This is a genomic window from Arthrobacter sp. USHLN218, from assembly GCF_037144715.1.
In the GTDB taxonomy this organism is placed as follows: domain Bacteria; phylum Actinomycetota; class Actinomycetes; order Actinomycetales; family Micrococcaceae; genus Crystallibacter.
Map to the genome: position 1 here is coordinate 192680 of NZ_JBBCYT010000003.1, position 12320 is coordinate 204999.

Sequence of the window (12320 nt, forward strand, 5' to 3'; positions counted from 1 at the left end):
TTCCCTGTCGTGGCAGTGATTCAGGCGGGGTAAATAGAGACGGCCGCGGCCTTGATGACGAAGTAGACGGTCATACCGGGGGTGAGCCCGAGGTCGGCGGAGGCTGCGGGGGTGATGTCTGCGGACAGGCCGCCGGCGCGGACACGGATCTGGTCACCGTGCGGTTCCAGGTCGGTGATGGTGACAGGAAAGGAATTGCGGGGGCTGCCGTGTTCCTCGGCGGGGAAGACGGAGACCGCCGACGGCGGGAAGACAGCGACGCCGTTGTGGCCGGGTCCGGCGGTTTCGTCGAGGCTGCCGGTGATGTTCAAACCGTCTCGGGTGGTGAGGCCGTGGTCTGTGATGGTGCCCGGAAGGAGGTTCAGACCGGCCAGTCCTGCGGCGAACCGGCTGCGGGGTGTTTCCAGGACCTCGCGGGTGGGGCCTTGCTCGGTGATCCGGCCTGCTTCCAGGATAAGTACGCGGTCGGCCAGCATCAGGGCGTCGAGAACGTCGTGGGTGATGATGACGGCCCTGCGGCCGTTGAGCACGCGTTTGAGGAGTCGGCGCAGCATGGGAGCGGCGTGGATGTCGAGGGCCGCCATGGGTTCGTCCAGGAGCAGCAGGTCGGGATCGGTGGCAAGTGCGCGGGCAATGGCGATGCGTTGGGCCTGGCCGCCGGAGAGTTGGCCGGGCCGGCGGCCGGCAAGTTCCGTGGCGTCGACTTCGGTCAGCCAATGTCGCGCCGTTCGGAGTGCTTCGGCCCGGGTGGCGCCGGCGGCGCGGGGTCCGAAGGCAACGTTTTCGAGCACGCTCATGTGCGGAAACAGCAGTGGTTCCTGCGCGAGCAGGGCGGTTCCTCTGGCGTGCGGGGGGACGAAGTGGCCGTTGCCGCCGGTCAGGTCGAACAGCGTTGTCTGTTCGAGTGTGGCGTGCCCGGAATCGGGGCGAATGAGTCCGGCGATGATGGCCAGCAGTGTGGATTTGCCCGCGCCGTTGGGGCCGAGCACGGCGACGGTCTCGCCGGGTCCGAGATTGAGGCAGACCTCGAAGTTCCGGGCGTGCAGAGCGGCGTCGAGGGCGAAGGTCACGGGGCCGATCCTGCCGTGACGCCGGGCGCGCGGGGGCCGCGGTAGGCGAGTCCGACGACGGCGACGGCCACTGCGACCAGGAGCAGGGAGAGGGCGACGGCGGCGTCGGCGTCGGTTTCCCGCTGCAGGTAGATCTCCAGCGGCAGTGTTCGGGTGACGCCCTGGAGGCTGCCGGCGAAGGTCAGGGTCGCGCCGAACTCGCCGAGGCAGCGTGCGAAGGACAGTACGGCGCCGGAGGCGAGGCCTGGCAGGACGAGCGGGATGCTGACCCGGCGCAGCACGGTGGTCGGGCGGGCGCCGAGGGTCGCGGCGACAGCTTCGTATTTGGTGCCGGCGGTGCGCAGGGCGCCTTCGAGGCTGACCACGAGGAACGGCAGAGCGACGAAGGTCTGGGCCAGGATGACGGCGGTGGTGGAGAAGGCGATCTGGATTCCCGCGACTTCGAGGCTGCGTCCGAGCAGGCCCTGCCGTCCGAAGGTATAGAGCAGGGCGATGCCGCCGACCACGGGAGGCAGGACCAGGGGCAGGAGCACGAAGGCCCGCAGATGGCGCTGGCCCGGGAAACTGGCGCGGGCCAGGACGAGGGCAAGGGGCACGCCGATCACGATGCAAAGCGCGGTGCTGGCTGCCGAGGTGCGCAGGCTCAGGCCCAATGCGGTGAGGGATGATTCAGAGGTGATGAGCGGGATGAACTGGGCCCAGTTGACCTTGGCCATCATGGCTGCCAGCGGCAGCAGGACGAACAATGCTCCTGCTGCCGCGATGGCGTAGATCCATGACGGGATGCCGGTGTATCCGGTATCCGGCCGTGCGGTCATCCTGCTACGGAGTGCCGAACCCGGCGTCACTGAGTACCTTCCTGCCTTCGCTGCCGGTGACCATGGTGATGAAGTCCTGCGCCAGTTCCTTGTTCGCGCTGTCGGCCACGGTGGCGATCGGGTAGGTGTTCACGGCCTGGTCGGACTCCTCGAACGGTATGCCTTTGACTTTGTCGCCTGCGGTCTTGACGTCGGTGACGTAGACCAGGCCGGCGTCGGCTTCCCCGGAGGTGACTTTGCCGAGCACGTCCGTGACGGAGGATTCTTCGCTGACCGGCGTCAGGGTAGTGCCGGTGGCTTTTTCCACGGTTTCGGTCGCCGAGCCGCAGGGCACCTGGGGTGCGCAGACAACGACCTTGATGCCCGGGTTGGCGAGATCCGCGAAGGAGGTGATCGAGGCAGGGTTGGAGGGCGGGACGGCGATCTCCAGGACGTTGGTGGCGAAGTTGCTCGGTTCTCCGTCGATGAGATCGGCGTCGGAGAGCTTTGCCATGTTCTGGGTGTCGGCGGAGGCAAAGACATCGGCCGGGGCGCCCTGGGTGATCTGGGTGACCAGGTCCGAGGACCCGGCGAAGTTCAGGGTGACCGTGGTGCCGGGGTGGGCGGCTTCGAACTTGGAAGCGATCTTCATGAAGGTGTCCTTCAGGGAGGCCGCCGCGTATACGGTCAGGGTCCCGGACTGCGCCGGAGAACCGGCGGCGCCCGAACTGGCCGCCGGGCTGGTGGTGCCGGAGGCGCAGCCGGTCAGTCCTGCGGCGAGGGCACCGGCGGCCAGCAATGCGGTGAAGCTCGTGCGGATGATCCTCATACGATGCTCTTTCCCTGCGGCGTTTCGATGATGACGGTGGTGGCCTTGACGACGGCGGTGGCCACGGATCCGAGTTCCAGTCCCAGTTCCTGGACGGCTTCGCTGCTCATCAGCGAGACCACACGGAAACGGCCGCACTGCAGCTCGACCTGGGCCATGACCTTGTCCGAAGTGATAGCCGTAACCAGCCCGACAAACCGGTTGCGGGCCGAGGACCCGACTCCGGTTGGGTCCTCAGGCAGTTGCGACTGGTCCCGGGCGAGCCGGGCGAGTTCCAGCCCGTCGACGGCCAGACGTCCGGAACCGTCCTTGACCGGAGTCAAGGTGCCGTTTTCAGTCCAGCGGCGGACGGTATCGTCACTGACGCCCAGAAAGCGCGCGGCTTCTGAAATCCGGATCTTTGCCATGACACCACAATCGCATATTTGCGGATCCAACTGGCCGTTTACTCCGCATATTCGAATATGTGACGGACTCATGGCAATGAGCGTCGTGCGCGGAAGACACGGGCGCCGGCCCATGCGCAAGGCACGGGCCGGCGCCGTGAAAAGGAGGTGTGCCTAGCTGCGGAGGGCAAGCGGTTGCGGCAGGTGTTGGAAGGTCTCCACGATCAGTTCGATGCTGAGCGCTTCGGGGACGTCGGGGTCGCCGGCTTCGAATTCGGCCAGTTCGACCCCGCGGATGCTCTTGGCCGGGAGGGCGGCGAAGATCGCCGCTACCTGGCGGGGCAGCAGGCCTGCGGGAATCTTGTAGGCGGCGGGGATGTATCCGGGCTCGAGCACGTCCCAGTCCACATGGATCCAGACTTGGCGGCCGGCCACGAATTCCAGCACGGTCTCGGCGGTGGCACGTTCCGGGGGCAGGATGGTGACTCCGGCGTCCCGGAGCAGCGCCTGTTCCGCGGCGTCGACGTCCCGGGCGCCGACCAGAAGCACGTTCCGAGGGTCCACCGCGCCGCCGTGGCCGGTGTCCCAGAGGCCGCAGGCCCCGGCCAGCGCCATGCCGCCCAGATACCCGGATTCGGTGGTGTCCGGGGTGTTGAAGTCCCCGTGCGCGTCGATCCACAGGACCACCGCGTCCGGATACTTTGCCGCAGCCACGGGCAGGGTGGCTATGCTGGCCGCGCAGGTGTTGGCGACCATCAGCGGGACCCGGCCAGCAGCCAGTGCGGAGCCGACCTCGGCGGCAAGCCCGCGCAGGGTATCGGCCGCCTGGTCCAAGGCATCCCGCCAGCCATCCTGTGCGGAGGGTGACGGCTCTCCAATAATGCTCGCTTCGACCGAAAGGTGTTCGGCCAGAGCCCGTCCGGCTTTCCTGGCCCCGACGAGGGCACCGTCGGTGCGGTCAGCGACCCTGCCTTGGTTGATGATCAGGCGGTAGTCCAAGCTATGTCCTTCTTTCCACGCGACGGCATCGGGAGCAAGCCCTGCCGGGAGCCCCTTCCCATTCTTGCCCACCGGGGGAGCGCCATCGAAACAAGCGACGCCCAGACATGGCCACCGAACCGGCCCAGGCAACAGCCCCGGCGCGCTACCGACCTCTGAGGCCCGGTCGAGTCTCAGGCCGCCCGAGGAGCATGAGATCCGGTGCTACATGGAAGTTTCGTCAACAGGGGAGCGGTGATGAGGTACCGCCGTGAGCGGTTCACCTTCCACAGGCACACGCCCGCGAAATCAGTCCCCGGAACGACGAGCTCAGGAGTCGCCGGGCCGGCGATGGGCATCGAGCTCGGGCAGCATGAATTTCTGCGCCCGGTTGACCCGCAGCTGATCGTGCCGTTGGACGCGACGACCCGGATCAGGTGGGAGCTACACGGATGCGCCAAGTGCAAAGTGCCGTTAATGTCCAGCCGGCGGGCATCGGAGAAGATGTATCCGGTGAGCGGGGGTGTACTTCAAGCTGACGCTTCAGTTCATTGAAAAGTTGAGGCCGGATTTCATATCGAATCGCGAAAGGGAGAGGGCTCCCGAAACACTAGTTGACATAATGTAGATTATCGGCGAAACGGAGAAGGGCCTGGAAGCGGGATTTCTGGGGGCTGCTGTGTTGCCGCGTTGGCTCGCTATGGATGGCCGTATTCGGTTCAACTGCCCGCAACTGATGCGACGCTGTCGGCCCGGGATCCGCCTTTCGGATTGGCGTCCCGCAGCCAATCCCGGTGTCCTGCGCCGGAATGGCTGGCGATGATCGGTCATGTTCATGCATGGATGCACGTTGGCGTCAGGAGGAACGGCCCGACCGCGGGCAACCTCAGCTGGTCGATTCCGGCTTTTGTCATCGGGAACCGGCAGCACCCGAACAGCACGCCGCACAGCCATGCCAGTGCCTGGTGCAGGGCCTTGCCTGGTGGCCGTCAGCCTCTCCGCCGAGTGTGGCGGGGCCTCGCCTTTTGGTGCCGCCCACGGGTGCACGATGACGGTTTACTTGACATAACTACAGTCGGGAAGTCTCGACTTCCCTCCGCCTGACCAGCAAGCTCGAGCAACATGGACCAGTGATGCCCTGCAGGCTCGTCCGTCATGCCCGGTTCCCGCCAGTTGCCGCCCGGCTTGCCATGCCCGGGTTGTCTCCGGCTTGGGAAGCCGGGCGGTGATCGAAACCGCCGCACCGTCCAGGGTCTTCGAGCCGGTGCCGGAGCGTTTGGCAACACGCCTCGAGGCCCGCGAGTGCCGTGATCGGCACCACCCCCCTCCAATACCCCGGCTGCTGTTATCACCGAAGTGAAGGGGCGGCCGGGAGAGGCCTCGTCCGCCCCTCCCGGCGGGGCCTCAGCGGCCGACGTACGCGGCGAGGTGCTCGCCGGTGAGCGTGGACCGGTCTTGGACGAGTTCACCGGGCGTGCCCTCGAAGACGACCCTGCCGCCGTCGTGGCCGGCTCCGGGACCGAGGTCAATGATCCAATCCGCGTGCGCCATGACCGCCTGGTGGTGCTCGATGACGATCACCGACTTGCCGGAATCGACGAGGCGGTCGAGCAGGCCGAGCAACTGCTCCACGTCGGCGAGGTGCAGGCCGGTGGTCGGTTCATCCAAGACGTAGACGTCGCCCTTCTCCGCCATCTGGGCGGCCAGCTTGAGCCGCTGCCGTTCGCCGCCGGACAGTGTGGTCAGGGGCTGGCCAAGGGTCAGGTAGCCGAGTCCCACATCCTTGAGGCGGTCAAGAATCTTGTGGGCGGCGGGTGTGCGCGCCTCACCGGCACTGAAGAACTCCTCAGCCTCTGCCACCGGCATCGCGAGCACTTCGGCGATGTTCCGGCCACCCAGGGTAAATTCGAGCACCGCGGCCTGGAACCGCTTGCCGTCGCAATCCTCGCAAGTGGACTCGACCGTCGCCATCACGCCCAGGTCGGTGTAGATCACGCCGGCCCCGTTGCATGTGGGGCAGGCGCCCTCGGAATTGGAGCTGAAGAGCGCCGGCTTGACCCCGTTCGCTTTGGCGAAGGCCTTGCGGATCGGCTCCAGCAGGCCGCTGTACGTGGCCGGGTTGCTGCGCCGGGATCCCTTGATGGCGCTTTGGTCGATCACGACGACGCCCTCCCTGCGGGTAACCGACCCGTGGATGAGGGAACTCTTGCCCGAACCGGCCACGCCCGTGACGACGCAGAGCACTCCGAGGGGGACGTCGACGTCCACGCCCTTGAGGTTGTGGGTCGACGCGCCGCGGATTTCGAGAGCACCCGTGGACTGACGCACGGACTCCTTCAACCTCGTTGTGTCGCCGAGATGGCGGCCGGTGATCGTGTCGCTTGCGCGCAGCCCTTCGACGCTGCCCTCGAAGCAGATGGTGCCTCCACCCGTGCCGGCCGCGGGGCCGAGGTCGACGACATGGTCGGCGATCGCGATGGTCTCCGGCTTGTGCTCCACGACGAGGACGGTATTGCCCTTGTCCCGCAGCTGCAGGAGCAGGTTGTTCATTCGCTGGATGTCATGCGGATGCAGACCGATCGTGGGCTCGTCGAAGACGTAGGTGACATCGGTGAGCGAGGAGCCGAGGTGGCGGATCATCTTGGTCCGCTGCGCCTCTCCCCCGGACAGCGTGCCCGCGGGCCGGTCCAGGGACAGGTAGCCAAGCCCAATCTCGGCGAAGGAATCGAGCAGGTGCTGCAGTCCCTTCAGCAGCGGCGCCACCGAGGGCTCGTCGAGGTCCCGCACCCAGCCGGCCAGGTCGTTGATCTGCATGGCGCAGACGTCGGCGATGTTCTTGCCGCGGATCTTCGACGACAGCGCCTCCGGTGCGAGGCGGGTGCCGCCGCAGTCAGGGCAGGTAGTGAACGTGATCGCGCGGTCGACGAAGGCCCGCACATGCGGCTGCATCGCCTCGCGGTCCTTCGAAAGCATGGACTTCTGGATCTTGGGGATGAGTCCCTCGTACGTCAGGTTGACGCCCTCGACCTTGATCTTCTCTGGCTCGCTGTAGAGCAGCTTGTGCAGGTCCTTCTTCGAGAACTTCGCGATCGGCTTGTCCATCGGCAGGCCGGCGCCGCTGAAGATCCTGCCGTACCAGCCGTCCATGCTGTAGCCGGGGACGGTCAGGGCACCCTCCGCGAGGGACTTCGTGTCGTCGTATAGCGCGGACAGGTCGAAGTCGCTGACCGAGCCCATGCCTTCGCACCGCGGGCACATGCCGCCGAGCCGGTTGAAGGTCGCTTTCTCGGCCTTCGTTTTGGCGCCGCGCTCCACCGTGATGGCACCGCTGGCCTTCACCGTGGGGATGTTGAACGAGTAGGCGTTGGGCGACCCGATGTGCGGGTCGCCCAGCCTGCTGAAGAGGATGCGCAGCAGGGCGTTGGCGTCCGTGGCCGTGCCGACGGTCGAACGGGGGTTGGCACCCATCCGCTCCTGGTCCACGATGATCGCCGTCGTTAATCCTTCGAGCAGGTCCACCTCGGGCCGCGCCAGCGTCGGCATGAAGCCCTGGACGAAGGCGCTGTAGGTCTCGTTGATCATCCGCTGCGACTCCGCGGCGATAGTACCGAAGACCAGCGAGCTCTTGCCCGAGCCCGAAACGCCGGTGAACAACGTCAGGCGGCGCTTGGGAATCTCGACGCTGACGTCTTTGAGGTTGTTCACCCGCGCACCTTCGACCCGGATCAGGTCGTGGCTGTCCGCGACGGGCGCCGCCTGCGGTTCGGCGGTCGTCCCCGTGGGCATACTCATCGTGTCTCCATCTCTAGTCGGATTGCCGGCGGCGGCCTGCGGGCAGGCCAAGGTCCGCTGTCTACCTTAATCGACCGGGCCTCCCGCAGGCGCGGCGGTGCCCGCATCCCCGGGGCGCCGGATCAGCCGCGCCTGCGGAGCGGTTCAGCGCAATTCCTGGAGGCGGATCAGGTTGCCCGCCGGGTCCCGGAACGCGCAGTCGCGGACCCCGTAAGGCTGGTCGATGGGCTCCTGGACCACCTCGGCACCGGCGGCCTGGAGCCGGGCAAAGGCGCCGTCGAGGTCGGCGGTCGCCAGCAGGACGCGGGCGAACGTCCCCTTGGCCATCATCTCCGCAACGGTGCGGCGCTCGTCGTCGGTCACACCCGGATCGGCCATCGGCGGTTCCAGCACGATGGACGTAGCGGGCTGACCGGCGGGGCCCACGGTGATCCAGCGCATGCCGCCGTAGCCGACGTCGTTGCGGACCTCGAAGCCAAGGGTGTCGCGGTAGAACGCGAGCGAGGCGTCCGGGTCGTTGTGCGGCAGGAAACTTGAGTGAATAGTGATGTCCATGGCTGTCATGCTAGTTGCGCCTCGATGGCCTGCGCTTCTCGATTCCTGACCGGTCTGGCGACCTGTTTTGCCACGCAGGACGGCAAGCCGGCGTTCCCGTGCGCGCGGCGGCGGTACACGCTGGGCGGCACCCCGACCAGTTCCGTGAACCGCGTGCTGAAAGTTCCCAGCGACGAACAACCCACGGCAAAGCAGACGTCCGTGACGCCCAGGTCGCCCGTGCGCAGCAGGGCCATCGCGCGTTCGATGCGCCGCGTCATCAGGTAGGCGTAAGGGGATTCGCCGTAGGCGCGCCGGAACTGGCGGCTGAGATGCCCGGCGGACATGTTCACTCCGCGGGCGAGTGCCTCGACGTCCAGCGGCTGCGCGTACTCCCGGTCCATCCGGTCACGCACGCGGCGCAGTCGTGCGAGGTCACGCAGGTGATCCGTTTCGGGTTTGGCGGGCACGTGCGCGATCGTGCCACGTCGCGGGGCAGTTGTCCAGCGTCCCGCCGCCGGTGCCGAAGACCGGCGCGTCCCCTCGCGGGAGGGTGCCAAGGCGTACGACGACGGCGCGTGCCTGCGTGCCGGTCGTTCCGCCGGGTGTCGTTCCTCGGGCAAGATGGGAGGAGACCCGCACCTCGCACCCCCGAAAGGCCGGACCTGCGCGCATGAGTGAGCCCTCGCCGTCGTCAATCCGCTCCGCGGTGGAAAGCATCCTCGCGGAGCCGCTTCCGGCGATCGTCCAGGTCGGCCATCCGGTGCTGCGGCGGCCGGCCGTGCCCTACGACGGCCAACTGGATGATACGGTCCTGGACGCCCTGCTCAAGCTGATGCGCCGGGTCATGCATGCCGCGCCGGGCGTGGGATTGGCCGCTCCGCAACTGGGCATCCCGCTCCGGATCGCCGTGCTCGAGGACCGGTATGAGGTGTCGCCGGAGGTTGCGAGCATGCGCCAGCGGGAGCACCTCGATTTCCTGGCGGTGATCAACCCGGCCTACCGTCCGCTGGATGGTGGAACCGCGGCCTTTTACGAGGGTTGTCTCTCTTTCGCCGGCTACCAGGCCGTGGTGGAGCGGCACCGCCGGGTCGAACTGAGCTACCAGCGGGCGGACGGGGTCCGTGCCGACACCGAGCTCGGCGGCTGGCAGGCGCGGATCGCCCAGCACGAGACCGACCATCTGGACGGGACGATCTACATCGACAAGGCGCTGAGCCGGTCGCTCTGCAGCAACCTTGAATACGCCCACCGCTGGGCCCAGCCGGACATCACGCGCGCCCGCGCCGAATTGGGCTTCTGAATCCGCCATCCCGCCGGCAGCTAGGATCGGTTTATGCCGCCGCTCCCCCGACCGCTCGACGCCGTCGCTTTGCTCCGCTGCCCTGTCTGCTCCGCCGCAATGGCCCCGGCATCGGACACCGTGGCCGGCGGCCTCCGCTGTACCGGCGGGCACGCCTTCGACGGCGCCAGGCAGGGGTACGTCAATCTGCTGACCGGTAAGGGCACTTCCTTCATCCCGGACACCGCGGACATGGTGGCAGCCCGCGCGGCGTTCCTCGACGCCGGCCACTACCGGCCGCTGATGGACGCCGTCCGAGCTGCGGCGGCACGGCTGCTGGCCGGCTCCGCCGAGCCGGTCGTGGTGGACGCGGGCGCCGGCACCGGGCACTACCTCGCCCCGGTTCTGGAGGCCGTGCCACGGAGCCGCGCGGTGGCGCTTGACCTGTCGAAGTATGCCCTGCGCCGCGCCGCACGCACGTGTCCGCAGGCGCTCTGCGTGGTCTGGGATCTGTGGCGGGCCCTCCCCCTGGCGGACAGCGCGGCAGACCTCGTACTGAACATCTTCGCACCGCGGAATCCCGAGGAGTACGCACGGATCCTGCGCCCCGGCGGCCGCCTCCTGGTGGTCACGCCCGCCCCCGGCCATCTGGAGACGCTGCGGAGTATTGTCCCACTGCTGGCCATCGACACCGATAAGGCCGAACGGCTGGCCGCCTCCCTTGGCAGCGGTTTTGAACCCGCGGGCGCCGAGGAGCTGGCGGTGCCCCTGGAGCTGGCCCCGGAGGATCTGCGCAACCTCGTCATGATGGGCCCGAATGCGCACCACGTCGATCCGGCCGCCCTGGAAGAGGCCGCGGGGGCGCCGCTGGCGGGCGTCGAGGCCCGCTTCACGATCAGCATCTTCGGCAAGCGCCACTGACCTCTCTCCGCCGCCGGCCTCTCCGCCTCCGATACCGGGTCACGAATCCACAACAGTTCCGCCCGCGTGGACGTATCTGCGCCCGCGGTCCCGCACCGGCCGCGATTATCCTGCATGATGGTGATGTCGGTAACATTCGGGGCTGGCTGCCGGCGGCCGGCCACTGACCCGGGAGGCAGCTGTGCTGGATTGGCTCATCACCAACAGTTGGCTCGTGTGGCTGGTGCTCTTCCTGCTCCTGGCCATCATCGAGATGATGACGCTCGACCTGCTGTTCATCATGATGTCCTCCGGGGCCCTGGTCGCCCTGTTTACCGCGCTGCTGGGCTGGCCCTTCTGGCTGCAGGTCGTCGTCTTCTGTGTCGTCGCGCTCATGATGGTGCTCTTTGTCCGCCCGGTCGCGCTCCGCCACCTGCGGCGAGGTCCGCGGGAACAGGCGACCAACGTGGAACGCCTGATCGGCGAACAGGCCTTGGCTTTGGAGACGGTGACGGACCACTCGGGAATCGTCAAGATCGGCGGCGATACGTGGACGGCCCGCTCGAGTGACGGCTCGGCGATCCCTGCCGGCGCGCGCGTGGCGGTCGAACGCATCGAAGGTGCCACCGCCGTCGTCTATCCCGCCGCCGGCCCGGGTCCGTACCCGGCCCAATAGGCGGAACTGAACTAGCGAAGGGGAAGCATGGACAACAGCCTCGGCCTCTGGATCGTCCTGGCGGTACTGATCGTCTTTGTGGTGATCGTCCTGGCCCGCGCGATCAGGATCATCCCGCAGGCCCGCGCGGGTGTCGTCGAACGCCTCGGCAAGTACCAGCGGACGCTGAATCCCGGGCTGACGCTGCTGATCCCGTTCGTTGACAGGCTGCTGCCCCTGCTGGACCTCCGGGAACAGGTCGTGTCCTTCCCTCCTCAGCCGGTCATCACCGAGGACAACCTCGTCGTGTCCATCGACACAGTGGTCTATTTCCAGGTCACGGATCCGCGAGCGGCCACGTACGAAATCGCCAACTACATCCAGGCGGTCGAGCAATTAACGACGACGACGCTGCGCAACGTCGTGGGCGGCCTGAATCTCGAAGAGGCGCTGACCTCGCGCGACCAGATCAACGGCCAGCTGCGCGGAGTCCTGGACGAGGCCACCGGGCGGTGGGGCATCCGGGTCTCCAGGGTGGAGCTGAAGGCCATTGATCCCCCGCTGTCCATCCAGGACTCGATGGAGAAGCAGATGCGCGCCGAGCGTGACAGGCGGGCCGCGATCCTCACCGCCGAGGGCACCAAGCAGTCCCAGATCCTCACTGCCGAGGGCCAGCGGCAGGCCGCCATCCTCGCCGCGGAGGGCGATGCCAAAGCGGCCATCCTCCGCGCCGACGGCGAGTCCCAGGCCATCCAGAAGGTCTTCGACGCGATCCACAAGGGCAACCCGACCCAGCGGCTGCTGGCCTACCAGTACCTCCAGACGCTGCCTAAACTTGCCGAAGGCAACTCCAACAAGCTCTGGATCATCCCCAGCGAGGTCGGCGAGGCACTCAAGGGGATCGGCGATGTCCTGGGCCGGACCGATTTACGGGAGGCGGAGGCATCGGAGCCGCCCGCTCCCCTGGCCCAGGGGCAGGGAGAGGCCGGTACGACGGAGTAGCGACGCAGCCGTCCGGCCCGTGCCTTTGCCGGGTGGGGCCGCAATGGACTACTATTGGTTATTTGCCGGGATGCTGGTGCCCGCCTGCCCGGAAC

Annotated in this window: 12 protein-coding genes; 4 read left to right on the forward strand and 8 right to left on the reverse strand. The window is 67.4% G+C overall.

Annotated elements, in window-relative coordinates:
* Window positions 1–20: 20 nt before the first annotated feature.
* From WFH44_RS08175 to WFH44_RS08210, 8 genes are all read right to left on the reverse strand, one after another.
* On the reverse strand, window positions 21–1070 hold the full coding sequence (locus WFH44_RS08175) for a sulfate/molybdate ABC transporter ATP-binding protein (protein ID WP_336713184.1): 1050 nt from the start codon (window positions 1068–1070) through the stop codon (window positions 21–23).
* The gene (locus tag WFH44_RS08180) at window positions 1067–1888 is read right to left on the reverse strand and encodes an ABC transporter permease (protein WP_336713188.1); all 822 of its coding nucleotides are present in this window, start codon (window positions 1886–1888) and stop codon (window positions 1067–1069) included. Before WFH44_RS08180 ends, WFH44_RS08175 begins: the two co-directional genes overlap by 4 nt.
* 4 nt (window positions 1889–1892) lie before the next feature.
* Complete coding sequence (modA, locus tag WFH44_RS08185) at window positions 1893–2696, reverse strand: molybdate ABC transporter substrate-binding protein (RefSeq protein WP_336713190.1); 804 nt, start codon at window positions 2694–2696, stop codon at window positions 1893–1895.
* Window positions 2693–3103, reverse strand: coding sequence for a TOBE domain-containing protein (locus WFH44_RS08190; RefSeq protein WP_336713192.1), 411 nt, complete (start codon window positions 3101–3103; stop codon window positions 2693–2695). Before WFH44_RS08190 ends, modA begins: the two co-directional genes overlap by 4 nt.
* Window positions 3104–3256: 153 nt before the next feature.
* The gene (locus WFH44_RS08195; RefSeq protein WP_336713194.1) at window positions 3257–4081 is read right to left on the reverse strand and encodes an arginase family protein; all 825 of its coding nucleotides are present in this window, start codon (window positions 4079–4081) and stop codon (window positions 3257–3259) included.
* 1383 nt (window positions 4082–5464) lie between these two features.
* Entirely contained in the window at window positions 5465–7852 is a 2388-nt protein-coding gene (locus WFH44_RS08200; protein WP_336713196.1) for an excinuclease ABC subunit UvrA, read from the reverse strand.
* A gap of 144 nt (window positions 7853–7996) precedes the next feature.
* On the reverse strand, window positions 7997–8416 hold the full coding sequence (locus WFH44_RS08205; RefSeq protein ID WP_336713197.1) for a VOC family protein: 420 nt from the start codon (window positions 8414–8416) through the stop codon (window positions 7997–7999).
* Entirely contained in the window at window positions 8413–8856 is a 444-nt protein-coding gene (locus tag WFH44_RS08210; protein WP_336713198.1) for a helix-turn-helix transcriptional regulator, read from the reverse strand. The genes WFH44_RS08205 and WFH44_RS08210 overlap by 4 nt, the downstream gene beginning before the upstream one ends.
* A 203-nt stretch (window positions 8857–9059) precedes the next feature.
* Between WFH44_RS08210 and WFH44_RS08215 the strand changes: the two genes are divergently transcribed.
* From WFH44_RS08215 to WFH44_RS08230, 4 genes are all read left to right on the forward strand, one after another.
* A complete protein-coding gene (locus WFH44_RS08215) occupies window positions 9060–9689 on the forward strand; it encodes a peptide deformylase (protein WP_336713200.1) in 630 nt (209 codons plus the stop codon).
* Between the two features lie 33 nt (window positions 9690–9722).
* Complete coding sequence (locus WFH44_RS08220; protein ID WP_336713202.1) at window positions 9723–10589, forward strand: methyltransferase domain-containing protein; 867 nt, start codon at window positions 9723–9725, stop codon at window positions 10587–10589.
* 181 nt (window positions 10590–10770) lie between these two features.
* Window positions 10771–11244, forward strand: coding sequence for an NfeD family protein (locus tag WFH44_RS08225; RefSeq protein WP_336713204.1), 474 nt, complete (start codon window positions 10771–10773; stop codon window positions 11242–11244).
* A 27-nt stretch (window positions 11245–11271) separates the two neighbouring features.
* Window positions 11272–12225 carry an SPFH domain-containing protein gene (locus WFH44_RS08230; RefSeq protein WP_336713206.1) on the forward strand — a complete coding sequence of 318 codons (954 nt, stop codon included), beginning with the start codon at window positions 11272–11274 and terminating at the stop codon, window positions 12223–12225.
* The last annotated feature ends 95 nt before the right edge of the window (window positions 12226–12320 follow it).

What these genes read in the sequence shown, in the direction of transcription:
- WFH44_RS08215 (WP_336713200.1), top strand. Translation starts at nt 9,060, where the DNA reads ATGAGTGAGCCCTCGCCGTCGTCAATCCGCTCCGCGGTGGAAAGCATC.
- WFH44_RS08205 (WP_336713197.1), bottom strand. Translation starts at nt 8,416, where the DNA reads ATGACAGCCATGGACATCACTATTCACTCAAGTTTCCTGCCGCACAAC.
- modA (WP_336713190.1), bottom strand. Translation starts at nt 2,696, where the DNA reads ATGAGGATCATCCGCACGAGCTTCACCGCATTGCTGGCCGCCGGTGCC.
- WFH44_RS08190 (WP_336713192.1), bottom strand. Translation starts at nt 3,103, where the DNA reads ATGGCAAAGATCCGGATTTCAGAAGCCGCGCGCTTTCTGGGCGTCAGT.
- WFH44_RS08220 (WP_336713202.1), top strand. Translation starts at nt 9,723, where the DNA reads ATGCCGCCGCTCCCCCGACCGCTCGACGCCGTCGCTTTGCTCCGCTGC.
- WFH44_RS08230 (WP_336713206.1), top strand. Translation starts at nt 11,272, where the DNA reads ATGGACAACAGCCTCGGCCTCTGGATCGTCCTGGCGGTACTGATCGTC.
- WFH44_RS08180 (WP_336713188.1), bottom strand. Translation starts at nt 1,888, where the DNA reads ATGACCGCACGGCCGGATACCGGATACACCGGCATCCCGTCATGGATC.
- WFH44_RS08200 (WP_336713196.1), bottom strand. Translation starts at nt 7,852, where the DNA reads ATGAGTATGCCCACGGGGACGACCGCCGAACCGCAGGCGGCGCCCGTC.